The organism is Pseudomonas pseudonitroreducens, from assembly GCF_021603645.1.
Classification (GTDB): domain Bacteria; phylum Pseudomonadota; class Gammaproteobacteria; order Pseudomonadales; family Pseudomonadaceae; genus Pseudomonas; species Pseudomonas pseudonitroreducens.
Genome location: NZ_BQHJ01000007.1, coordinates 225,895 through 248,614 on the forward strand (window position 1 = coordinate 225,895; position 22,720 = coordinate 248,614).

Annotated in this window: 22 protein-coding genes; 7 read left to right on the top strand and 15 right to left on the bottom strand. The window is 65.4% G+C overall.

Translation table 11 applies throughout. The features are described from left to right. Window positions 1-75: 75 nt before the first annotated feature. Window positions 76-591 (top strand): HvfX family Cu-binding RiPP maturation protein, encoded by a 516-nt coding sequence (locus L6D89_RS18590; protein ID WP_236200748.1) that lies wholly within the window; start codon window positions 76-78, stop codon window positions 589-591. A 730-nt stretch (window positions 592-1,321) separates the two neighbouring features. Here L6D89_RS18590 and L6D89_RS18595 read toward each other — a convergent pair. From L6D89_RS18595 to L6D89_RS18615, 5 genes are all read right to left on the bottom strand, one after another. Continuing rightward, on the bottom strand, window positions 1,322-1,744 hold the full coding sequence (locus L6D89_RS18595) for an organic hydroperoxide resistance protein (protein ID WP_236200749.1): 423 nt from the start codon (window positions 1,742-1,744) through the stop codon (window positions 1,322-1,324). A gap of 12 nt (window positions 1,745-1,756) precedes the next feature. Then, the gene (locus tag L6D89_RS18600; protein WP_236200750.1) at window positions 1,757-2,530 is read right to left on the bottom strand and encodes an HvfC family RiPP maturation protein; all 774 of its coding nucleotides are present in this window, start codon (window positions 2,528-2,530) and stop codon (window positions 1,757-1,759) included. Continuing rightward, window positions 2,523-3,362, bottom strand: a complete 840-nt coding sequence (locus L6D89_RS18605) for an HvfB family MNIO-type RiPP peptide maturase (RefSeq protein ID WP_236200751.1) — start codon at window positions 3,360-3,362, stop codon at window positions 2,523-2,525. The genes L6D89_RS18600 and L6D89_RS18605 overlap by 8 nt, the downstream gene beginning before the upstream one ends. Window positions 3,363-3,423: 61 nt before the next feature. Beyond that, the gene (locus L6D89_RS18610; RefSeq protein WP_236200752.1) at window positions 3,424-3,945 is read right to left on the bottom strand and encodes an HvfA family oxazolone/thioamide-modified RiPP metallophore; all 522 of its coding nucleotides are present in this window, start codon (window positions 3,943-3,945) and stop codon (window positions 3,424-3,426) included. 385 nt (window positions 3,946-4,330) lie between these two features. Beyond that, on the bottom strand, window positions 4,331-4,708 hold the full coding sequence (locus L6D89_RS18615) for a RidA family protein (RefSeq protein WP_236200753.1): 378 nt from the start codon (window positions 4,706-4,708) through the stop codon (window positions 4,331-4,333). A 450-nt stretch (window positions 4,709-5,158) separates the two neighbouring features. Between L6D89_RS18615 and L6D89_RS18620 the strand changes: the two genes are divergently transcribed. The 5 genes from L6D89_RS18620 to L6D89_RS18640 all read left to right on the top strand — a co-directional run bounded on the left by L6D89_RS18620 (window position 5,159) and on the right by L6D89_RS18640 (window position 11,452). After that, complete coding sequence (locus tag L6D89_RS18620; protein WP_236200754.1) at window positions 5,159-6,490, top strand: OprD family porin; 1,332 nt, start codon at window positions 5,159-5,161, stop codon at window positions 6,488-6,490. 382 nt (window positions 6,491-6,872) lie between these two features. Continuing rightward, the gene (locus L6D89_RS18625) at window positions 6,873-7,217 is read left to right on the top strand and encodes a hypothetical protein (protein ID WP_236174826.1); all 345 of its coding nucleotides are present in this window, start codon (window positions 6,873-6,875) and stop codon (window positions 7,215-7,217) included. Window positions 7,218-7,400: 183 nt separating this feature from the next. After that, window positions 7,401-9,065, top strand: a complete 1,665-nt coding sequence (locus L6D89_RS18630) for a sensor domain-containing diguanylate cyclase (RefSeq protein ID WP_236200755.1) — start codon at window positions 7,401-7,403, stop codon at window positions 9,063-9,065. Window positions 9,066-9,461: 396 nt separating this feature from the next. Beyond that, on the top strand, window positions 9,462-10,265 hold the full coding sequence (locus L6D89_RS18635; protein ID WP_236174824.1) for a gamma-glutamyl-gamma-aminobutyrate hydrolase family protein: 804 nt from the start codon (window positions 9,462-9,464) through the stop codon (window positions 10,263-10,265). Window positions 10,266-10,678: 413 nt separating this feature from the next. Then, window positions 10,679-11,452: an SDR family NAD(P)-dependent oxidoreductase gene (locus L6D89_RS18640; RefSeq protein WP_236174823.1), complete on the top strand. Its 774-nt coding sequence runs from the start codon at window positions 10,679-10,681 to the stop codon at window positions 11,450-11,452. Here L6D89_RS18640 and chrA read toward each other — a convergent pair. The 10 genes from chrA to L6D89_RS18690 all read right to left on the bottom strand — a co-directional run bounded on the left by chrA (window position 11,449) and on the right by L6D89_RS18690 (window position 21,757). Further along, window positions 11,449-12,645: a chromate efflux transporter gene (gene chrA, locus L6D89_RS18645; protein WP_236200756.1), complete on the bottom strand. Its 1,197-nt coding sequence runs from the start codon at window positions 12,643-12,645 to the stop codon at window positions 11,449-11,451. The two genes, L6D89_RS18640 and chrA, sit on opposite strands and share 4 nt — an antisense overlap. 58 nt (window positions 12,646-12,703) lie before the next feature. Then, window positions 12,704-13,957: an RNA polymerase sigma factor gene (locus tag L6D89_RS18650; RefSeq protein WP_236200757.1), complete on the bottom strand. Its 1,254-nt coding sequence runs from the start codon at window positions 13,955-13,957 to the stop codon at window positions 12,704-12,706. 221 nt (window positions 13,958-14,178) lie between these two features. Further along, complete coding sequence (locus L6D89_RS18655; protein WP_236200758.1) at window positions 14,179-14,619, bottom strand: YybH family protein; 441 nt, start codon at window positions 14,617-14,619, stop codon at window positions 14,179-14,181. A gap of 21 nt (window positions 14,620-14,640) precedes the next feature. After that, window positions 14,641-15,423, bottom strand: a complete 783-nt coding sequence (locus L6D89_RS18660) for a DUF899 domain-containing protein (protein ID WP_236200759.1) — start codon at window positions 15,421-15,423, stop codon at window positions 14,641-14,643. Between the two features lie 190 nt (window positions 15,424-15,613). Then, entirely contained in the window at window positions 15,614-16,144 is a 531-nt protein-coding gene (locus tag L6D89_RS18665; protein WP_236200760.1) for an SRPBCC family protein, read from the bottom strand. A gap of 40 nt (window positions 16,145-16,184) precedes the next feature. Then, complete coding sequence (locus L6D89_RS18670) at window positions 16,185-16,553, bottom strand: YciI family protein (RefSeq protein ID WP_236174816.1); 369 nt, start codon at window positions 16,551-16,553, stop codon at window positions 16,185-16,187. A gap of 193 nt (window positions 16,554-16,746) precedes the next feature. Next, on the bottom strand, window positions 16,747-17,760 hold the full coding sequence (locus L6D89_RS18675; RefSeq protein WP_236200761.1) for a fimbrial protein: 1,014 nt from the start codon (window positions 17,758-17,760) through the stop codon (window positions 16,747-16,749). 15 nt (window positions 17,761-17,775) lie between these two features. Beyond that, window positions 17,776-20,364, bottom strand: coding sequence for a fimbria/pilus outer membrane usher protein (locus tag L6D89_RS18680; protein WP_236200762.1), 2,589 nt, complete (start codon window positions 20,362-20,364; stop codon window positions 17,776-17,778). A 59-nt stretch (window positions 20,365-20,423) separates the two neighbouring features. Beyond that, on the bottom strand, window positions 20,424-21,161 hold the full coding sequence (locus tag L6D89_RS18685) for a fimbrial biogenesis chaperone (RefSeq protein ID WP_236200763.1): 738 nt from the start codon (window positions 21,159-21,161) through the stop codon (window positions 20,424-20,426). A 47-nt stretch (window positions 21,162-21,208) separates the two neighbouring features. After that, complete coding sequence (locus L6D89_RS18690) at window positions 21,209-21,757, bottom strand: fimbrial protein (RefSeq protein WP_236200764.1); 549 nt, start codon at window positions 21,755-21,757, stop codon at window positions 21,209-21,211. 330 nt (window positions 21,758-22,087) lie between these two features. Here L6D89_RS18690 and L6D89_RS18695 point away from each other — a divergent pair, with 330 nt between their 5' ends. Further along, window positions 22,088-22,633, top strand: coding sequence for a fimbrial protein (locus L6D89_RS18695; RefSeq protein ID WP_236174811.1), 546 nt, complete (start codon window positions 22,088-22,090; stop codon window positions 22,631-22,633). Window positions 22,634-22,720: the final 87 nt, after the last annotated feature.

Below are 22,720 nucleotides of genomic sequence, written 5' to 3' on the forward strand. Positions count from 1 at the left end.
GACTTCATCGACAACCGGGCTATCCGCCGCCCGGCCACCCGAGCCTTGCCCACGACCTTGCCCAAGAGGTGCACCATGACCCTGCTGACCCTGAACCCGCTCAAGACCGCCTTCGACCAACTCGACCGCCTCGCCGCCTGGGGCTGGGACATTCCCCTGCGGCTGTTCCTGGCCTGGGAGTTCTTCGAGTCAGGCCTGGAGAAATGGCACGGCGACAACTGGTTCGAGCAGATCCACGCCAGCTTCCCCTTCCCCTTCAACCACTTCTCCGCCGGCTTCGACTGGCAGGTGTCTATGTGGGCCGAACTGGTCGCACCGGTGCTATTGCTGCTGGGCCTGGCGACACGCTTCGCGTCCGCCTCGCTGATCGTCGTCACCATCGTGGCCATCGCCGCGGTGCACTGGCCGGCGCAGTGGTCGACCTTGTCCGAGCTCGCCCAGGGCTATTCGATCACCGACCATGGCTTCGGCAACTACAAGCTGCCGCTGATCTATCTGGTGGCGTTGTTGCCGCTGCTGCTCAAGGGTGCGGGCACGCTGAGTGTGGATGGGTTGGTGCGGCGGTTCATGGGGGCTTCGCGCATGGCCTGATCGGCTGCTGATTCTGAAGAGAACCGGGCAACGCCCTCTCCTTGGGAGAGGGCGTTTTCGTTTGTCTGCAGGAAAGTTGTACAGGCTTGCAGAACCGAGCCTGGTCCCGCCCCGCGACAGGTTCCTACCCTATGACATACAAGCGAGCTTGCTCGCGAACGGTACTCCCGGCAGCTGCAACGCCGGATCGGTTCGCGAGCAAGCTCTCTCCTACGAAAAGCTAAAAGATCCGGCGCCGGGCATGGGCCGTTTCTGTTCAGGAAGCACCGGATACAACCGACCACTGTAGGAGCGAGCTTGCTCGCGAACAGTGCTCCCGGCAGCTGCGGCGCAGGGTCGGTTCGCGAGCAAGCTCGCTCCTACAAAAAGCCAAAAGATCCGGCGCCGGGCATGGGCCGTTTCTGTTCAGGAAGCACCGGATACAACCGACCACTGCAGGAGCGAGCTTGCTCGCGAACGGTGCTCCCGGCAGCTGCGGCGCTGGATCGGTTCGCGAGCAAGCTCGCTCCTACAAAAAGCCAAAAGATCGTGCGCCGGGCATGGGCCGTTTCTGCTCAGGAAACGCCGGGCACAGCCGAACGCCGTAGGAGCGAGCTTGCTCGCGAACGGTTCTCCCGGCAGCTCCGGCGCTGGATCGGTTCGCGAGCAAGCTCGCTCCTACAAAAAGGCAAAAGCAAAAAGCCCGCGCACCGATGGGGGTGCGCGGGCTGGGTTGTGAATAAAAATCTGATCAGGGAATGACGAACCCGACCTCGATATTGCCGCGAGTTGCCTTGGAATACGGGCAGATCTGATGCGCTTCGTCGACCAGCCTGGCCTTGTCCGCGGCGTCCAGCCCTGGCAGGTGCACGGTGAGCTGGGCGGCCAGGGCGAAGCCGCCGTCGGCGGTGTTGCCCAGGGAGACTTCGGCGTCCACCGCCACATCGGCCGGCAGGCGCAGGTTCAGCTTCTGCCCGGCGCGGCGCAAGGCGCCGATAAAACAGGCCGACCAACCGATGGCGAACAACTGCTCGGGGTTGCTGCCGGGGCGGCCCGAGCCAGGTGGGCTCAGCGGCAGGTCCAGCTCACCATCGGTGGTCTGGCCGCGGCCGTCGCGGCCACCAGTGGTATGGGTGTGGGCGGTGTAGATCACGCTTGCCAGAGTTTCGGTCATGGCGCTTCTCCTTCAGGGGCGATGCAATGGGGGACGACGCGATGTGGTGCAGTTGGGGCGGGTGCCGAGCACCACGCCTTGCTCTTTCAGGCTGCGCAGCAGGGCGATGCCCTGCTCTTCGATGGCGGCCAGTTCGATGCCGGCGATTTCCGCCAGCGCCTTGAGATGTTGGCGACCGGTAAGTTGCCATTGTTGCAGCGACACCAGCAGCGCATGGGCCAGCGGGGCCAGGCGCGAGAAGTGCACCTTCAGGTCCGCGCCGCGGCGTGCCAGCAGCAGTGTCGGCTCGGCCGGGGCTTGCTGCGGGACGTGTTCGGGGCCGATGTGGCTGACCGGCCAGGTGTAGGCCAGCGGCAGCGCGAGACTGGAGAGCTGCGGCACGCCGTCGAGCAGGTCGCCGTGCGGATCATGGGCCGGTTCGATCCTGTCGCTGAGCAGCAGCGCGGTCTCGATCCATTCGTAGTGGGCCAGCTCGGCCACCCAGCCGGGCTGCTCGCCGCGGCTTTCGAGGTACTCGACGAACTCGCCGGCGACCTCGGTGAACAGAGGCGTCTGGCAACGGAAGCCGGCGTAGAAATCCTCGGTCAGCGCTTGCCAATGCTCGTGCGCGAGGCTGGCATGCAGCACCGGGAAATTGCCGGCCAGCAGCGATTGCAGGTTGCCGAAGAACAGCTGCCGGTACACCACCAGGCGCCGCGCCTCGATGCCGGGCGGCGGCTCGCTGCCCTGCGGGTCGCGGATATAGCGGGTCATGCGCAGTTGCTGTTCGCGCAGGGACTCAGCCATGGCGCACCTCCGGCTGGCGCGCGGCAGCCTGCAGGCCGCGGATGTACTCCACCTCGCCAAGCAACTCGGCCAGCGGAGGCAGGTTGAAGTCGCGTTCCAGCAGGGTCGGGACCGTGCCCAGATGCTGGTAGGCGCTGGCCAGCAGGCTCCAGACGTCGTCCTTTACGGCAGCGCCGTGGGTGTCGATCTTCAGGTCCGGCGCCTCGTCGTAGTGCCCGGCGACATGCAGGCAAACCACGCGCTCGGCCGGCACGCGTGCCAGGAATCCGGCAGCGTCGTAACCGTGGTTGTGGGCGTTGACGTAGAGGTTGTTGACGTCCAGCAGCAGGTCGCAGTCAGCCTCGCTGAGCACCGCGCGGAGGAAGTCGATTTCGCTCAGCGCCTGATAGGGCGCGGCGTAGTAGGAAATGTTTTCCACGGCGATACGACGGCCGAGGACGTCCTGCACCTCACGGATACGCCCGGCGATGTGGCGCACGGCCTCGTCGGTGAAGGGCATGGGAATCAGGTCGTAGAGATGGCCATCGTCGGAGCAGTAGCTCAGGTGTTCGCTGAACAGCGACACCTGGTGCTGGTCGAGGAACTCGCGAACACGCCGCAGGAACACCTGGTCCAGCGGTTCCGGGCCGCCGAGGGACAGCGACAGCCCATGGCAGGACAGCGGGAAGCGTTCGGCCAGGCGCGCCAGGCCTTCGCCATAGGAACCGCCGACACCGATCCAGTTGTCCGGGGCGACTTCGAGGAAATCCACGGCGCGGTCGTCCATTTTCAGCAACTCGGGCAGCAGGGCGCGGCGCAGGCCGAGGCCGGCTCCATTGAGGGATGTGGTCATGGCGGTCTCCTAGGCGAAGTGCCCTCCCCGGCCAGCGGCGCGGGGAGGTCTGCGGGGAATGTCAGTTCCTGGCCTGGCTCAGCTTGCTGTACAGGTCGGCCGGGAACGGCTTGCCGTTGGAGTCGAACTGGTTCTTACGGAACTGGTAGACCTCGGCTTCGGAGAGGTAGCCGTCGTGGTTGGCGTCGATCGCATCGAACTCGGCATTCGCCTTGGGTGCCACGGCCAGCAATTCGGCGCGGGAGACGCGACCATCGTGGTCAGTGTCGGTACGGGCGAAGGAAGCGTCGCCACATTTGCCTTCACCGCACTTGCCCTCGGCGCCGTTGGCCTTGGCCTTGGCCTGAGCGCCGTCGGCACCGCATTTGCCTTCGCCGCACTTGCCTTCAGTCTGGCTGGCCTTGGTTTGCTTGGCGGCGCCGCACTTGCCCTCGCCACACTTACCCTCCCCGGCCTTGGCGGCGGAAGCCAGCTGGTAGCCCTGCGGCAGGGCTTCGACGGCGAAGGCGGAAGACGCCATGTTCAGGCCGCCGGCCAGGGCGACAGCGATCAGGCCCAGTTGGGATTTCGAGAGTCGAGTCATTGTGCTTCTCCAGATGCTGAGGCGCGTTGTGCGCCGGGTCATGCCGCAAGGGCGAATCCCTGGAACGATGCTCTGGAGGGTTTCCCTGCCGTCGCGTGTTTCGTTCGGGTAGGGCTATTTCGCCGCAACGATGTATCGCGGGCGTATCGGCGACTGGAGGCTTTTGTATGCGTGTGTCTGCTCAGGGAGCGGCAGATACAAAGCAATACAAGCGGCAGGAATCTGGGGCGGGGAGGTTCGCGAGCAAGCTCGCTCCTGCGAAGAGCAACAGACGGCAGACCTGTAGGAGCGAGCTTGCTCGCGAACCAGAGGCATTGGCCCTGTCCTGGCGATGGCAGAAAAGAAAAGGGCCGCAAAGCGGCCCTTTTCTACCAAGGCAGGATAGTCAGCTGGCGCGCTTGGCAGCGATGGCGGTGACCTCGACCTTCATGCCTTCCACCGCCAGCTCGGCGATACCAACGGCAGCGCGAACCGGGTAGGGCTTGGCGAAGAAGCTGCAGTACACCTCATTGAACGCGGCACGGTCGGCCATGCTGGTGAGGTAGATGGTCAGGTGCAGCACGTGGTCCAGGCCACTGCCGGCCTTTTCCAGGGCGACTTGCAGGCTGCGCAGGGTGGCTTCGCTCTGGGCCTTGATGTCGCCCAGCTCCAGGCTGCCGTCCTCAAGGGTGGGGATCTGCGTGGAAACCAGCAGGCCGCCGAAGCCGGCGACGTCGGAGGAGATGGATTCGGGGTCCGCGTCGGGGATGAAGGTTGGCGTCATGGGACAAATCTCTGCTGTCGGTGAATGGGACACGTCGCCGCACCAGGTGTGGCGGCCGGGTCGCGCAGCTTAGCCGTATCGCCCCGCCACGCGCCATGTCACCGTGCCCGCAGCCCCCGGGAACAGTGACATCGGCTATATCCGCAGAACTTCCGGATTAATTATGTCAATTGGACCAATGTCCTGATTATTACAGTTTGAGACATAGACCTTTTCATAATCCGTGATTTAAACAGCGAACTCTTTGGGCATTATGACGTCGGCTCTTCCGCGTCTGGAGCAATTCGCGGGGGAATTAAAAGCCAGTTAACTGCAACAATGCCAACGCAACTTCCTGCGACTTTCCGCCGTGGTCAAGCCATGTTCGGATTCATTGTGCCTGCCTATAAAAACGTCCGGTTCTCACGCTATTCATCGAGCCGGTCCTCCAAGACTCTAGGGGCAATATCCATGAAGCACCTCAAACGCAGCGCCATCGTGCTCGCTGTTTCCGCCGCCGCCAGCCAGTTCGCCAGCGCCGAGCCCTTCGTCTCCGCCCAGGCCGATGCCAAGGGCTTCGTCGAAGACGCCAAGTTCGACGTCCTGCTGCGCAACCAGTACTACGACCACGACGGCAAGAACGGCGGAGCCGACAACCGCGACTGGACCCAGGGCTTCCTGGCGAACTTCTCCTCCGGCTACACCCAGGGCACCGTCGGCTTCGGCGTGGATGCTTTCGGCTACCTGGGCATCAAGCTCGACGCCGGCCGCGGCCGCGCGGGCACCGGCAACCTGCCGGTGGGCAACGACGGCAAGCCGGACGACGACTACGGCAAGGCCGGCGGCGCGCTGAAGGTGCGTATCTCCAGAACCGAGCTGAAATTCGGCGACATGCAGCCGACCGCCCCGGTATTCGCCGCTGGCGGCACCCGTCTGCTTCCGCAGACCGCCTCGGGCTTCAACCTGCTGAGCAGCGAGATCGAAGGCCTGGACCTCGAAGCCGGCCACTTCACCTCCGGCACCAGCCCGATCACCACCGCCCGTGATGGTGGCATCTACGCCACCTACGCTGACGTCGAAGCCAACAGCGCCGACTTCATCGGCGGCAAGTACGCGATCAACGACAACCTCAGCGTGTCGCTGTACGGCTCGGAACTCGAAGACGTCTGGCGCCAGTACTACGGCAACCTGAACTGGCTGCTGCCGGTGGCCGACGACCAGTCGCTGGGCTTCGACTTCAACATCTACCGCACCAACGACTACGGCCAGGCCAAGGCCGGCGAGATCAGCAACACCACCTGGTCGCTGGCTGCCGCGTACTCCTTCCTGCAGGCGCACACCGTCACCCTGGCCTACCAGAAAGTGCACGGCGATACCCCGTTCGACTACGTCGGATTCGGCGACAACGGCGCCGGTGCAGGCGGTGACTCGATCTTCCTCGCCAACTCCGTGCAGTACTCCGACTTCAACGGCCCGGGCGAGCGCTCCTGGCAGGTCCGCTACGACCTGGCGATGGACACCTACGGCGTACCGGGCCTGAGTTTCATGGCCCGCTACATCAACGGCACCGGCATCGACGGCAGCCACATGGACTCCGACAGCAAGTACCTGGGCTATGGCTATGGCGAGGACGGCAGCCACCACGAGACCGACCTGGAAGCCAAGTACGTCGTGCAGTCGGGCCCGGCCAAGGACCTGTCTTTCCGCCTGCGTCAGGCCTTCCACCGCTCCAACGGCGACCAGGCCGAAGACGACAACAACGAGCTGCGCCTGATCGTCGATTACCCGCTGTCGATCCTGTAATTCAGCACGGATAATTTGTGCGGCCCATGCACGGGGCAACTTTCGGATTCATCTGAAAGTTTGCCCCGTGTTCAGGTGAGATTATTACGTCCGCGCAGAAAGTCTCTTCCCGGAATAACGGTTTATCCCGCCCGGGCAACTTTCTAGAATGACCCCATCTTCCCGCTTCCGCACTTTCCCTGCGGAAGACAACTCCTGACGTTGATATTGTGATTGCTCCTTCGACGTCCTTCGAGCCGCTCCTCTGGAGCGGCTTTTTTTTATGCTCGGGATTTATCGCCCGAACAGCAACTGAACAAAAATTGATCGAACCTTCTGCTCCAGCGGTCCAACTTCAGGACAACGCGCCAATTCCGCCCGCGACCCCAGGAGGCACCTCATCATGAGCGCAATGACCCTCGAAGGCTGGTGCAAGACCAGCGCCGAGCAGAAGCCCACGCCGCTGGAAGATATCCGTTTCCACCTGACCGCCAACGACCGCCTGCACCTGGAACAGGCAGAGGTCTACCTGCAGGAAAACGGCCAGCGGGAAATGATGGTCGACGCCGACCTCGATACCCTCGACCTGCACATGCCCGAAGGCTACGGACCGCTGGCCGACTGCATGTTCCGCGTGTACCTGGGCGGTGCCGAGCAACGCGGACAGTTCCACCTCGTCGGCCACCGCGCCAGCGACGGCAGCCTGATCTACACCAACGCCGTGCTGATCGACCAGTTGCTCAACTGACGTCCTCTTCGCCCGCCGGCAGCCCGGCGGGCGACGCGCGCTCGTCGCCGATGTCGCAGGTGGAGATTGTGGCCGCTCGCCTGCCCGTGATTTCATAAAGCCAGCTGCGTCCGACTGCCGCACCAGCGGTTCGGACTACAATCCAGAACAACGCCCATCCTCCGTTGAAGAAGCTGCTATCGGATGCGAACTTCCAGTAATCCTGGGGTAAAGGAGTACGGGCGATACGACGGCCTGCTGCGTCTCGCCCGCCACGCAGGTGGCGCTTGCGCCGTCCTGCTCATCGACATGCGCGGCCAGCTGCTTGGCCAACTCGGCATCGACGGTGCCGGCGCGCTCTCCCTGGCCACCCTGCTTTCCCTGAATGCCGCCACCAGTCCCCTGAAGCACCAGGGCCAGTCCCTCAACCTGCTCGCCAGCCAGACGCTGCGCGACCAGGAAGGCTTCCCCCAGGCACGCCTGGTACTGCTCGGCAACCCTGACCAGGCGCTCAGCCAGGAGCAGCAGGCCCTGCTCGCCGATGCGCTGGAACTGGGCGAAGCCCTGCTCGACCACGCGCCGCACAAGGAGAGCGAGCAGCGCATGGCCCTTGCGGTGGACGGCAGCGGCACCGGCATCTGGGATCGCCACGTGCCCAGCGGCGAGATCCACTACTCCAGCGCCTGGAAGTCCCTGCTGGGCTACGGCGAGGACGAGATCGGCAGCCGCATCGAGGACGCCTACACCCGCATACACCCCGATGACCTCGACTACGTGCAGGCCACCATGCGCGAGCACTTCGAGGGCCGCAGCGAGGCCTACGAGGTGGAGCATCGCCTGCAGCACAAGGATGGCCACTACATCTGGGTCTGCAGCCGCGGCAAGGTGGTGGAACGCGACGCCGCCGGCAACGCCCTGCGCATGCTCGGCACCACCACCGACATCACGGCCCTGCGCGGCATGGCCGAGCAATTGCGCGAGAGCGTGGAACTGCTCACCGACCTGACCAACGAAATCCCCGGCATGGTCTTCCAGTTCCGCCGCCGCCCCGACGGCACGGGCACCTTCCCCTACGTCAGCGCCGGGGTGATGGACATCTACGGGATTCCCGCCGAGCAGATGCGCCACGACGCGATATTTCTGCGCGACCTGATCCACCCCGAGGACCTGCCCTCCTGCCTCGCTTCGCTGGAAACCTCCGCCAACCAGCTGCAACCCTGGCGGCACGAATACCGCGTGCAGATCGCCGGGCGCGGCACCCTCTGGCGCCAGGGCAACGCCCACCCCAAGCGCCTGGCCGACGGCAGCCTGATCTGGCATGGCTTCATCACCGACATCACCGAACGCAAACGCATCGAAGCCGAGCTGCAGGTGCTGGCTACCACCGACTTCCTCACGCAACTGCCCAACCGTGGCCACTTCATGCGCCTGATCGAGGCCGAGCTGGGCCGCGTGCAGCGCTCGGCGACGCACCAGGCGGCGATCCTGATGTGCGACATCGACCACTTCAAGGCGATCAACGACCGCTGGGGCCACGCCGTGGGTGACGAGGCCCTGCGCCACTTCGCCAGCATCCTCGGCCGCGACATCCGCCGCGTCGACTTCGCCGGGCGCATGGGCGGCGAGGAATTCGCCGTGGTGCTGGGCGATGCCGATATCGCCGCCGCCCAGGTCTTCGCCCAACGCCTGCAGCAGCAATTACGCGAGCAGCCGCTACTGCAGAGTGGCCAACGCATTCCGCTGAGCATCAGCATCGGTATCGCCACCCTGGAGGCCGCCGATGCCTCCGCGGAGGCCGGTCTTTCCCGCAGCGACAGCGCGCTCTACCGGGCCAAGCAGAACGGCCGCAACCGCATCGAGTGCCACTGATCCGGCGTCACCCTGGCAAACCCGCGAGGCAGAGCGCGCCGCTCGCGGGGCGTTGCCGATCCTGAACGGCAGCCATGAAAAAATGTGCAGAATTTTTCACCATTATGATCCGGCGTTTTAAATAATGGACTTTTCAGCACTCTTGGATATTTACAAAAATCCTTTAAAAACAATTAGATAAAATAATTGTAGGACAGGATTTCGGCCATTATTTTTGACGCCCTCCGTCGAATTCGTTTGACATATTTAACGGCTCTGGCAGGCTGGTAGGCAGGTTTCGACCGGGAAACTTCGCCTTCTGTGCGCTCCCGGCAGTGCTCGGGGCCTCAGGTAGCGCGCCTTTCCGCTGCGCGCCTGCACAAAAACGATGGGCTGCAGCTCGTCCAAAGGTGACATATGTCCAACAGCAACATTGGCAACAAGAAACAGACCCTCCGAAAACCCGTCGTCCTGATGTCCATGGGCAGCCAAGAGCGCAAAGGCCACGACTATCAGGTAATGACCCACAAATACATCGTGCCCCTGGTCGAACAGTCCGATTGCGTGCCGGTACTGGTACCGACCTGCTGCGGCATCGAAGACCTCGAGCAATACCTGGACATGGCTGACGGCGTGTACCTGACCGGCGCCGGCAGCAACATCGATCCGACCCTGTATGGCCAGGAGAACGAAACTCCCGGCAAGGGCCAGGACAAGGACCGCGACAACTTCGACATCCCGCTGATCAAGGCCGCCATCGCCCGTGGCCTGCCGATCTTCGGCGTGTGCCGCGGCATGCAGGAAATCAACGTGGCCCTGGGCGGCGATATCTACCAGAAGGTCTACGCCGAGCCCGGCTTCAACGACCATCGCGAGAATCCCGAAGACCCGGTCGACGTGCAGTACAGCCAGGTCCACGGCGTTCGCCCGGTTGCAGGCAGCTGGCTGCAGCGGCTGCTGGGTGACGAGATCCGCGTCAACTCGCTGCATGGCCAGGGCCTGAAAAACCTGGGCAAGGGCATCGAAGCCATCGCCCACGCCGAAGACGGCCTGGTCGAGGCGATCCATGCGCCGACGCTGTCGCCCTTCCTCTTCGCGGTGCAGTGGCACCCGGAGTGGCAAGCCGCGAAGAACCCCGACTCGGTGAAGATCTTCCAGGCGTTCGGCGATGCTTGCCGTCAGCAGGTGAAGAAGAAGCAGGCTCGCCAGCTGGCTGCCTGATTCGCCTTCCGCGTCATGAAAAAGCCCGGCCCCTGTGCCGGGCTTTTTCTTTGACGATCCCGGCTGCGGCATACCCGTTCATCGATGGGTATCGCTTCGCTCCACACCATCCTACATCCGGTTCCGCCGGCCATGATGGAGCGTGGTCGCAGGATGGGTGGAGCCTAGGCGATTTCTTTGGCTATCCGACTGCGGCATACCCGTTCATCGATGGGTATCGCTTCGCTCCACGCCATCCTACGTCCGGTTCCGCCGGCCATGATGGAGCGTGGCCGTAGGATGGGTGGAGCCTAGGCGATACCCATGCGGAAAACGTCATCAGCCGCGCGAATGGCACACCCTGCACGCCCTTGAGGGCGCCTCGGGCTAACCTTGGCGGTCAGCGATTACGCTTGACCGACCAAGGAACAGCCATGAGCAACGACCTTTTCTCCCTCTCCGGCAAGACCGTGCTGGTCACCGGTGCCTCCAGCGGTATCGGCGCCCATCTGGCGCGCGTGGCTGCGCAGGCTGGCGCTCGTGTAGTGCTCGCGGCTCGACGCACCGAGCGCTTGGCGCAACTGGCAGAAGCGATCCGCGCCGAGGGCGGCGAGGCCCATGCCGTGGCATTGGACGTGACTGACCGCGCCAGTGTCGAGGCGGCGTTCGACAGCGCCGAGGCGCAGTTCGGCGTGGTCGATGTGGTGCTCAACAATGCCGGCATCGGCAACGGCCAGCGTGCGCTGGAGGTCAGCGAAGACGACTGGCGCGCCATGCTCTCCACCAACCTCGACGGCGTCTGGCGCGTCGCCCAGTGCGCGGCACAGCGCCTGGCCAAGGCCGGGCGCGGCGGCAGCATCGTCAACATCGCCTCGATCCTCGGCCTGCGCGTGGGCGGCGGCTACAGCCACTACTGCGCGGCCAAGGCCGGCGTGGTGCAGTTGAGCAAATCCCTGGCGCTGGAGCTGGCGCGCTTCAACGTGCGGGTCAATGCCATCGCCCCGGGCTATTTCAAGACCGAGATGAACGACGCCTACTTCGACAGCGACAAGGGCCAGGCCTACATCCGCGATACCGTGCCGATGCGCCGCCTCGGCCAACTGCAGGAGCTGGAAGGCCCCTTCCTGCTACTGGCCAGCGACGCCGGTGCCTTCATGACCGGCGCCGTGCTGGCCGTGGACGGCGGACACCTGGTGAGCAGTCTCTAGAGCGCACTGACCAGGCCACCGCCCAGCGCCCCCAGCAGCACCAGCGCCCAGGGCGGCAGGCGGCCACTGAGCAGTGCCAGCAAGGCCAGTGCGACCAGGGCAATGTCGAGCAGGCCGACGATGGTCTCGCTGCCGATGGGATGGATCAGCGCCGCCAGCAACAGCCCGACCACGGCGGCGTTTATCCCGGCCAGCGCCGCACGCAGGCGACGCTGGTGGCGCAGGCTCTCCCAGAGCGGCAAGGCGCCGAGTACCAGCAGGAACGACGGCAGGAAAATCGCCACCAGGCACAGCAGCGCGCCTACCGCGCCGCCGGGTTCGGCGATGGTTGCGCCGAGGTAGGCGGCAAAGGTGAACAGCGGCCCCGGCAATGCCTGTGCCGCGCCATAGCCGGCGAGGAAGGTCCGCGCATCAATCCAGCCGGTATCCACTGTCGCGCTCTGCAACAATGGCAGCACCACGTGCCCTCCACCAAAGACCAGGCTGCCGACACGGTAGAAGGCGTCGAACTGCTCCAGCCATGGCCAACGCCACGCTGCCGCCAGCAACGGCAGAAGCGCCAGCAAGGCGAGGAACAGCAGCAGGTAGACACCGCCACGGCGCCGCGACATCGAATGAACAGGCCCTACTGAGTCGCTCGCAGGCGCCGGCCGCAGCCAGGCCACGCCGAGCAGCGCGGCCCCCAGGATCACCAGCATCTGCACGGTCACCCCGGGCCAACGCAACGCCACGACGGTCACTCCCATCATCAGTCCCTGGCGCTGCCAGTCCGGACAAAGCGCTTTGGCCATACCCCAGACGGCATGAGCCACCACCGCGACCGACACCAGCATCAGCCCGTGCAGTGCCTCCGCCGGCAACCATTGGCCGTACCGCGAAAGCCCCAGGGCAACCAGCAGCATCAGCAAGGCCGACGGCAGAGTGAAGCCAACCCAGGCCGCCAGCGCGCCCCACTGCCCCGCGCGCAACACCCCCAGAGCCATGCCCAGCTGGCTGCTGGCGGGGCCTGGGAGGAACTGGCAGAGGGCGATGAGATCGGCGTAGTGCGGCTCGTCCAGCCAGCGCCGCCGGCACACGAACTCCTCGCGGAAGTAACCCAGGTGCGCCACCGGCCCGCCAAAGGAGGTCAGGCCCAGGCGCAGGAAGATCAGGAAGACGGTCCAGAGGGAATCGCGCGGCGTCGCTTCGGTCATGGCTGAGGATCAAGGGAAACCAGCCAGGCAGTCTGGCACCTCGATGTTGCAGTGCAAGTCACTTGCCCAGTTCGCGAATCCGCTGTTCGAGGAAGCGCCGTTCCGGCTCCAGCTTCGCCAGCTCCAGCGCGCGCTCGTAGGCTTCGCGCGCCTGGGCGTTGCGCCCCAGGCGACGCAGGAAGTCGGCGCGGGCCGCGTGGGCCAGGTGGTAATCCTGCAACTCACCGCGGGCAAGGATGGCGTCGACCTGCGCCAGCCCGGCTTCCGGTCCGTCGCGCATGGCCAGCGCCACCGCACGATTGAGCTCGATCACCGGCGAAGGCTGCATCGCCAGCAGAAGGTCATAGAGGCCGACGATCTCCGCCCAGTCGGTGCTGGCCATGTCGGCAGCAGCGGCGTGCACGGCCGATATCGCCGCCTGCAAGGTGTACGGGCCGACGCGGCGGGTGGCGAGTGCAGCACTGATCAGTTGCTGCCCTTCCTGGATCAGCGCGCGGTTCCAGCGCGAGCGGTCCTGGTTTTCCAGCAGTATCAGTTCGCCGTCCTCGGCGGTGCGCGCCTCGCGCCGCGACTCGTGCAGCAGCATCAGCGCCAGCAGGCCCATTACCTCGGCCTCCGGCAGCAGTTCGAGCAGTTGCCGGCCCAGGCGGATGGCTTCGGCGGAGAGGTCGGTGCGGGTCAGCGAGTCGCCGGCCGAGGCCGAATAGCCCTCGTTGAACACCAGGTAGATGACCCGCAGCACACTGGCCAGGCGCTCCGGCAGCTCGGCGGCTTCCGGCACCTGGTAGGGAATCTGCGCGTCGCGGATCTTCGCCTTGGCGCGCACGATGCGCTGGGCGATGGTCGAGGGGGCGGCGAGGTAGGCGCGGGCGATTTCCTCGGTCTTCAGGTCGCAAACTTCACGCAGGGTCAGCGGCACCTGCGAGTCCGCCGGCAACGCCGGGTGGCAGCAGGTGAAAATCAGCCGCAGGCGGTCGTCCTCGACACTTTCATCGGCCAGTTCCTCCACCGATTGCGCGTCGATCTCCAGTTGCTCGGCAATCTGTGCCAGGGATGCGTCGAAGCGCGAACGGCGGCGCAGCCCATCGATGGCCTTGAAGCGCCCGGCGGAGACCAGCCAGGCACGCGGGTTGGCCGGTACGCCGTCCCGCCGCCATTGCTCCACGGCGGCGACGAAGGCCTCATGCAACGCCTCCTCGGCCAGGTCGAAATCACCCAGCAGGCGGATCAGCGTGGCCAGCACCCGGCGCGATTCACGGCGGTAGACCTCGTCGACTTTGTCGCGCAGGGGCTGGGGCGCGTAATCGTGCATGGGCCGAGAATCCTTGGCGTAGGAAAGGTCTGCCTATCCTGCACGGGTTTTCGTCACCGAGGAAAATCATCGGACAGGTGTTCGGCCCGAGAGGGTTGCGGGGTGTTGCAGATGGTGTGACCTCCCCTGTAGGAGCGAGCTTGCTCGCGAACCCGCTTCACGCCGGAGCTTTCGGGTACGGCGTTCGCGAGCAAGCTCGCTCCTACAAGTCGAGGTCGGGCTCAAGGCTTGGCATCGAAGAGCAACTGCCCCGTGGCCGGATCGAAGGGAATCGAGAAGTGCTCATGGACGATCTTCCATTGCCCCGCCTCACGGCGCAGGCCGACCGTCACCCGCGCCCAGGAGGCGTTGTGCTGGCCCTTGTCGTCGGTGCCACCGCAGTAGGCGAGGTAGTGCCCAAAGGCCGTATCGCCGCCGCTCTCGAAGCTCAGCTGATGGATCTCGAAAGTCGGTTCCCTGCACATCTGCGTGCAGTCGCGCCAATGGCTGGCGTAGGCCTCGACACCCTGGAATTGCAGTTGCTTCACCGCATCGAAGGCGAGGATGTCACGGGTGTAATGGCGGGTGATGCCTTCCACGTCGGAGGCGCGCACGGACTTCAGCCAGCTTTCCAGCAGCGCGTGAAGTTCGGCGTGGGCGGCGTTGTTTTCGGCGGCAGTCATGGAATGTCTCCTGCTCAAGTATCAGGACCCGCAGCAGCTATGGGGCTGCGGGGCTTCGTCGTATTCGTCGTGGAAGCGCGTCCAGTTCATGCCCTTGCCCTGGTAGTCGGGCATGCCGCCCCAGCCTTCGCCGCGGCCCAGCGGAGTGAGGTCGAGCAGGTGGTAGGTGAACAGCGGCGCCTCCAGCCCTCGGCCATAGGTCGAGTAGCTGTGGAAGACCTGCTCGCCATCGCGCAGGAACACGCTCATGCCGGGCTGTTCGCCGCGCACGTGGTAGTCCTGGCCCAGGCTCTCCAGCTCCGCCTTGTCACGATAGTTGTATTCGATCGGCGCGACGGACTCGTCGACGCTGACGTGGAAGTCGTAGTTGAAGTCGCTGCCGAAAGACGAATACCAGGGGAATTGCCAGCCCATGCGAGCGCGGAACGGCGCGATCTCTTCCAGCGGTGCGCGGGAGACCATGGCGAAGGTGGTGCCACGGGCGTGCAGGTGCTCCAGGCGACCAAGGTTGTCGATCAGGTAGGAGCAGCCCTCGCAGCCCAGCCCCGTATCGCGGTGGAACATGAAGTGGTAGACGATCAGTTGCGGCCGCCCTTCGAACAGGTCGAGCAGGCGCAACGCACCATGCGGGCCTTCGAAACGGTAGTCCTTGTCGATTCGCACCACCGGCAGCTCGCGGCGCTGGGCGTTGAGTGCGTCGCGGGCGTGGGTGGCGGCCTTTTCCTGCTCCAGCAGGCGTATCCGCGCCTGGCGCCAGGCGGCCTGGGAAACAACTCGGGGAAAGTCTTGATTGGCCAGTTTCATGTTGCACGCTCCTGGGGAGGCTCCTGAGACAGCCCCCGTTGCTCGCTGGACCGGGCGCGGCGCCGGCCGCGCAGGCGGGTGACGGCGAATGCGCTGACGCCGCCGGCGGAAAGGACACTGGTCACGGCCAGCGTCAGGGTCGAAACGCACAGAGGGCACATGGCTCGCCTCCTTCAGTTTGCGATTTGCATCAGCCCTTCTCGGCCAGCACCTTGAGGCTGGCCAGGCCCGCCTCGAAGTCCTTGCCAACCACGCTGTCCATGCTGAAGAACAACTGCATGAGCTTCGCCACGAAGGGCGAAGGGCCGTACATGGCCCAGGTCACTTCAGTGCCGCCGTCACGCGGCAGCAGGGTGAACTCGGCGGTATTGCTGGCCTTGAACGGTTTGAGGAAGTCCAGCGCAATGCTCACCCGCGTCGCCGGCGTCACCTCGGTGATCTCCATGCGCCCTTCGCCGGCCTTGCCGTTGCCGGCCCAGGCGTACACCGCGCCCTTGCCCCTGGCGGCGCCGGAGAAGGTGCGCTTCATGTCCGGGTCGAGCTTCTCGAACGGCGACCATTGCGGCCACAGGTGGAAGTCCTCGATATACCCCTGGATCTTCTCCGGCTGCGCCTGGATCAGCACCTTGCGCTCCACCCGGAAGCTGTCCGGGCGGCCAGCCGCCAACACCAGCACGACCACTACAGCCAGTACTACCACCAACACAATCCACTTCAGCATCACATCCTCCTGACGTTGCCATCACTTGAAGTACCGGGCCTCAGCGCCCGGCGAAGTATCGGTCCCAATCGCGCACCGGGCGCACTTCCACGGCACCGAGGCGGCCGCTGGGAATGCGCTGGGCGATCTGCAGCGCCTCGTTGAGGTCGCGGGCGTCGATCAGCACGAAGCCGCCGAGGTACTCGCGGGTCTCGGCGAAGGGCCCGTCGATGATCGACAGCCCCGCCGGCTCATGACGCAGCGTAGTGGCGGTCTCCACGGTTTCCAGCGCCTCGGAGGCGAGCACCCGGCCAGCGCGGCGCTGGTACTCGTCGTTGGCGAAGCACTCGTCCATCAGCCGGCGATATTCCACGTCCGATAGACGGGCGAGACGCTGGTCATCCACATAGATCAGGCAGAGGTACTTCATGCTCGTCTCCCCACGCAGCGCGCTTGCAGTTACCTCATAGTCGAAGCAGCGGCGGGGAAATCGACAGGCCGTGGCGAAAATCTTTCGAGAATGAGCGCGGCGCTGGCCATGGATGCCAGCCGCAGCGTCTGGAAAGCGGCACCGGGCCGCTCGTCGGGCGGGAAACAGCAACGGGGCCGGGCGGCCCCGCCACTCATTCGTAGAACAGCGTGAAGGTCGCCGTGGTGGAAACCAGGCCCGCGCCCATGGCGGCAGGAGTGGCGGCCGTGCGGAAGTAACGGGCCGTCAGCGGGATGCTCACCGGCAGGTTGCCGCTGGAGGTCGTAGTGTGGAGGAGCCTGGAGGCCAGTGGCAGTCGGGTGACGCTGCTCAGATCACCCATGAACAGCGTGACGCCGACCCCAGTCGCCATGCCCGTGCCGCTCGCGTTGGCCAGTACGTTGCCATCACCGGTGGTCTGCGCGCCATCGACCTGGTAGCTGACCTTCACCCCGCTGTCGCACAACAGGTTGATCTTGAAGGCCTTCGCCTTGTCGTTCGCGCGGGGAATGGGCGAGTCCACGAAATCGGTCTTGGCGATGGTCGGCAGCGGTACATCGATATTGCGGCTGTCGGCATTCACCTCGCAGCCCAGGCCGCTGATCTGCGAGGTGCCGGTGAGCATCAGCGTCGTCACGCCCAGGTCGGCGTAGGAGACGTAGGACAGGCCGGGCACGCTGACCGCCCCGGCGCTGGCATCGATGTCCGCCGTCTTGATCAGGCGCACCCGCCAGTTGGTATTGAGCGGGTACTGCACGGCCGACACATTCCAGGCGAGGCTGGGCACGGGAGTGACCTTGCTCGGGTCGGGGTTGCAGTCGGCGGTAGGCTGGTTGCACCAGAACACCGAGACCCCGATCCCGGGCACGTTGGTCTTGAACACCGAAGCGAAGCCATTGCTGGTGTAGCCGGGTTCCGCCGTGCCGACGCCGGTGGCGTTGCCACCCTTGACGGTGCCGGCGGCGCTGCAATTGATGGTGGTGCCGGAATAGGCCTTCCAGCCGCTGTCCCACAGGGCAGTGCCGTTGCTGGCATTGCGCGGCACGCTCAGGGTCGCCGGCAGCGCCATGGTCGCCAGCACACTGGCGCTGCCTGACTGGAACGTGCAGACCGCCGCCAGCGCGGAGGGCGCGCAGAACAGGGCAAGAAGCAGGATCAGGATTCGCATGGTTTCCTCTTTCGGTCAGCGGGCGGCGATCTGCGTCGGCCCGTCGCTGCGGGAGCACAGTGCCTCGGCCTTGATGAAGGCGGACGCGTTCTTCTCTTGCGCGACTGGCAGCTGGTAGCGAACGCGGCACTCGCGCTCCCTGCCCTCGCCCCAGCGCACGGTCAGCTCGCCCTCGCGCTCGGCGGCGCGGATGAACACGCGGCTGCCCTGCCCCACCAGCGTCAGGCTGTTGCCCTTGGCGTCGAGCACCTCGGCGCCGACCGGCAGCGCCTCGCCGCGATCATCACGCAGGGTCAGCAACACCGGCTCGCCGGTGAGCGTGGGGTACTTGAGCATGACTACGGCACCGAAGCGCGGGGCGACGTTCTGCGAGGTGAGTTGCAGCTCGACGTCGTCGGCAGTGCCCTTGGGGTCCAGCGCCACTTCGTTCTGGCGATAGGGCATCAGGCTGGAAACCACGCCGTAGCCGCTGCCGTCCACTTTCGCGCCACTGCTGTTGAGCAGCCGCGCGCCCTCGGCGCCCTTGGCCTCGACGATGGCGCGGGTCTCGCCCTGGGCCTGGCTGAAGGTGATGCCGCCGGGGTGCGCGACGATGCTGCCCGAGAGGCCCAGGCCAACCTGGCGAAAACCGTCGCCCTCGCTGTAGCTGCCGGAGAGGTTGGTGGCCGCGGCGCGATATTGCGCATTGGCACCGTTGGCGGTGCTGGTGTCGCCGTCGACCCGCGAGCGGGACCCGTAGACGCCGTAGCTGAATTCGTTGAAGTCGCCCAGCGAGCCGGAAACGCTCAACTGGCTGTTCAGGTCGCCCCTGTCGGAATAGGTGGTGGATGTGCTCAGGTACGGCGCGTGGCTGGAGCGGCCCAGCGGCAGCGACAGGCTGAGCATGTACTGGGTGTCGCTATCGCCACGGTCCATGCGCGTGCGGCTGGCCGACAGGCTCAGGCTGCCCCAGCGGTAGCTGTTGGAATAGCCGGCCTGGTAGCTGGTGTCGCTGGACTTGCCGTTCTGCCAGTAGTTCTGCGAGGAGCCGCTCAGGTACAGGCTGCCGTAGCCGTCGGCCAGCGGTTGGTTGACGTTGACCTGCACGCGGTTGCGCTGGCGGTACGGCGCATTGGCATTGGAATCCTGCGCCTGGGCATAGTCGCCGAAGCTCAGGTAGCCCTCGCTGGAGAAGCGGTACGCCGCCACCACGAAGTTGGTGCGGGTGGTTTCCAGCAGCTTGCTGTAGCTCAGTCGATAGCTCTGGCCGCTGGAAGAACTGTCCAGGCCATCGCGCGCTTCCAGGCCCGAGGCGCTGGAATGGGTCGCGTCGAAGGCGAAGGCGCCCACTGGCGTGCTCAGCGCCAGGCCGCCCTGCACCGCCAGGTACTGGTCGGCGATGATGCCGCCGGTATAGCCGGTCCAGCTGTTGGAGATGCCGCGCTGGTAGGTGCCCTGGACGAAGTTGGGCTCATCGGCGAGGCGGTCGTCGCGGTACTTGCCGGCGGTGACGCTGTAGCGCGAAGTGCCGGGGCGCAGCAACTGCGCCACCGAGGCGAAGGGCACGGTGAAGCTGCGCGCGCGGCCGTCGGCCTCGGTGACCGTCACTTCCAGGTCGCCCGAGTAGCCGGTGTTGTACAGGTCGTCGATGACGAACGGGCCCGGCGCCACGGTGGTTTCATACAGCAGGTTGCCGCCCTGGCGCACGCTGACGCGCGCGTTGCTTTCCGCGGTGCCGCGGATGGCCGGAGCGAAGCCGCGCTGGGAGTCGGGCAGCATGCGGTCGTCGGAGGCGAGCTGGACGCCGGTGTAGGGCACGCTGTCGAACAGCTCCGAAGGCGTGAAGTACTCACCCAGGGTCAATTGCGACTTCAGCCCGGTAAGGTCGCGCTGGGCGTAGCTGCTCACCGCGTCGTAGTGGCTGGTCGTCGGTCCGTTGCCGGCGCTGCGGCTGTAGCTGCCGTTGTGACGCAGGCGCCAGTCACCCAGGTTGGCCCCGGCGTTGAGGCCGGTGTAGTACTGGGTGCTGTTCTGGCCGCCGCCTTCATTGCGGTAGGCGTTGGCGTTGTAGTCGACGAAGGCCGCGGTGACACCGCGGTCCCAGTCCTGCGGGTCGACGTAGCCACGGGCGACGCGGCTCAGGTAGGCCTGGGGAATGCTCAGGTCCAGGCGCAGGCCGGCCAGGTCGAGGTCGGCGCGGGCATTGGGAATGCGCTGCGCGACATCGATGCAGTCATCCTCGACATCGCTGCCACTCGGCGCGGCCGGCAAGCGCGTGCTGTCCAGGCCGAGACTGGAGAGTTGCTTGCGGGCGAAGCAGTAGCTCGGCGGCTGGCCTTCACGCACCCGCACCTCCTGGCGACCGATCCAGTTCTGGTTGACGTAGACGTCCAGCCGGTAGCTGCCCGGCGAGACCGGATTGCCGCGCTCGAAGCGGCTGATATCGACCTGCTGGCCTGCCGGCCCCTGCAGGAACGCGGGGTTGAACGAGGCTTGCAGGTCGCTGTCGGCGGTGGCCTTGGCGGTAACGGCCAATCCACTGGCAACGGCCACCGCCAGCAGCAAACGCTGGGCATTCGGCGGCCCGCCGGCGTTGACACGCGGCGTTCGGGTCGTCGGAGGCATGGTCTATCCCTACGGCATGGGTCGGGGAAGGCACGCGCAGATGGCGTGCCGTTTCAGGGTCAGCGCAGCTCGGCTTGCTGCTCGGCGGAGGCACCGAAATCGCTCATCCAGCGATAGCGCAGCTTGCCGCCGCTACCGCCATCGAAGCCGGCCAGAGGGAACTCGCGGTGGCTGAACGGGGCGATCATGCCGCCGCCGGTGTCGTGGCTGCGGCCACCCTGCTGCAGCGCCAGGGCACTGAAGGACAGGTGATAGGGGCTGGCATTCTCGCCACGCAGCACGTAGCCCGCGCCCTGCTTCTGCACACTCCAGCGCACCTGCTCGATGGCACTGGGCAGGTCGCCCGGCAGGCCTGCGGGGCGGTAGAACAGTTTCAGCCGCGAACGCACGGCGATCTGCATCATGTTGCCGCTGGCGTCCTGGGGCACCGGCGGGATTTCCAGCGCGTTGAACCAGAACAGGCTTTCGCGATCCTGCGGCAGGTTCTCGCCGGTGAAGGCCAGGCGCACGCTCTGACCCTTCTGCGGGTCGAGGCGGAAGATCGGTGGCGTGATCAGGAACGGGGCGTCGGCATCCTGCGGCTTGCTCTGCGCATCGCCGCGGTCGACCCAGACCTGCATCAACACGGGCGATGCGCCCTTGTTGGTGAGTTTCACGGTGACTTCGCGTTCCTTCGCGGGATAGACGATTCGCGTTCCGTCGATCATGACGCCAGCCTGGGCGCCAGCGAGGGCGAACGTGCTCAGCAGCACGCCAGCGAACAGGGAAAACAGCCAGTGAGAAGGAACGGACTTCATTGCAGGTACCTCATGTGGCCCGGAACTTGCGCTCCGGGCCCGGTGGATCACTCGTAGGTCAGCTGGTAGTTCGCCATGGCGGCGACATCACCGGCGCCAGCGCTGCCCGCCTGCGAGTAGTACTGGGCGTAGTACTGCAGGGTGACCGGGTTGGAGCCGCTGACGGTGACTGCACGAGCCAGTTGCGAGGTGGCATCGTCACTGTTGATGTTGATGGCCGCCTGGTTCTGGTCGAGCAGCTGCACCTGGACGCCGGCGGCGCCGCCAGTGCTGACGGAGTTCTTCAGGTTGCCGTAGGCATCGACGTTGCTGTCCGGAGTGAAGGCCGCGGAGACCTTCACGCCATCGGCGCAGCCGGTCACCTTCATGGTGAAACCGGTACGGCCGGTGCTGCTCTGCGCGGCGGCGAGCAGGTCCTTGTTCACGGCCGGCAGCTTCACGTCGATGTTGGTGGCGGAGGAATCGAGCACGCAGCTGGTCTCGGTGACCTTGCCGGTGATGTTGATCACCCCGGTCTGCGGAGTGGCCGCGATGGCCTGGGTGCAAAGGCCGGCACTCGCCAGGCAGATCAGTGCAGCGTGCAGCTTGGATTTCATGTGTTGCTCTCCCGATTACAAAGTCTCGATTGGGGTGCGACCTTATCGATCGGCCACTTTCCAATGCCCAAACCCTGGAGCCGGGATGGCGCCGGGTGGTGGTTTGGACGGGGCGCACTTTGCTGTCGTGGGAGTCAGGAAAACATCAGACGAATCTCATAAGCCGCTACCACAATTCGAACTTTCATTGAGAAAAATCACGCAAAGCATCTAGCAAAGGCCCATTGCACTTGACGTAACAATCATTTTTAGGATTTGTCTGAAATACCTGAAGGACGTGCCATCGCACCCTATGCACAGCGACAACCGCTGACTTAGGAGCACATGGAAATGAAACTTCACGCAACCGCCCTGGCTGTCGCAGCGACCTTCGCTGTGCCGGGCTTTGCCTTCGCCGCCAACACCATCAACTTCAGCGGCGAGGTAACCGACCAGACCTGCTCGGCCGTGGTCGACGGCAACACCGACCCGACCGTGATCCTCGACAGCGTCCCCGTCAGCGCCCTGAACGGTACCGTCGGGCAGACCACCGGCGAGACCAGCTTCACCCTGCAACTGACCGGCTGCGCCGCGCCCAGCGGTGCCGACGAGCACTTCACCGCGCTGTTCCAGGCCACCAACGCCACTGCCTCGGGCAACCTGACCAACACCGCTTCCGGCGGTGCCACCGGCGTGGCCCTGCAACTGCTCGACGGCCCGGCCGGCGTCCCGGTGAACCTGGCGGGCGGCGCGGCCGTGGCCGCCGGTGACATCGTTCTCGCTGACGGTGAAACCAGCGCCAGCTACGACTACGCGGTGCAGTACATCTCCGAAGCCACCACCGTGACCCCCGGTCCGGTACTCGGCTCGGTGACCTACACCCTGCGCTACGAGTGATACCCCGCGGCACCGCCCCCCGGTGCCGCACTCCCGCATCAAGCCGCCCCGCTCAGGGACAACCGTCCCGTACCTGTCCCGAGCGGC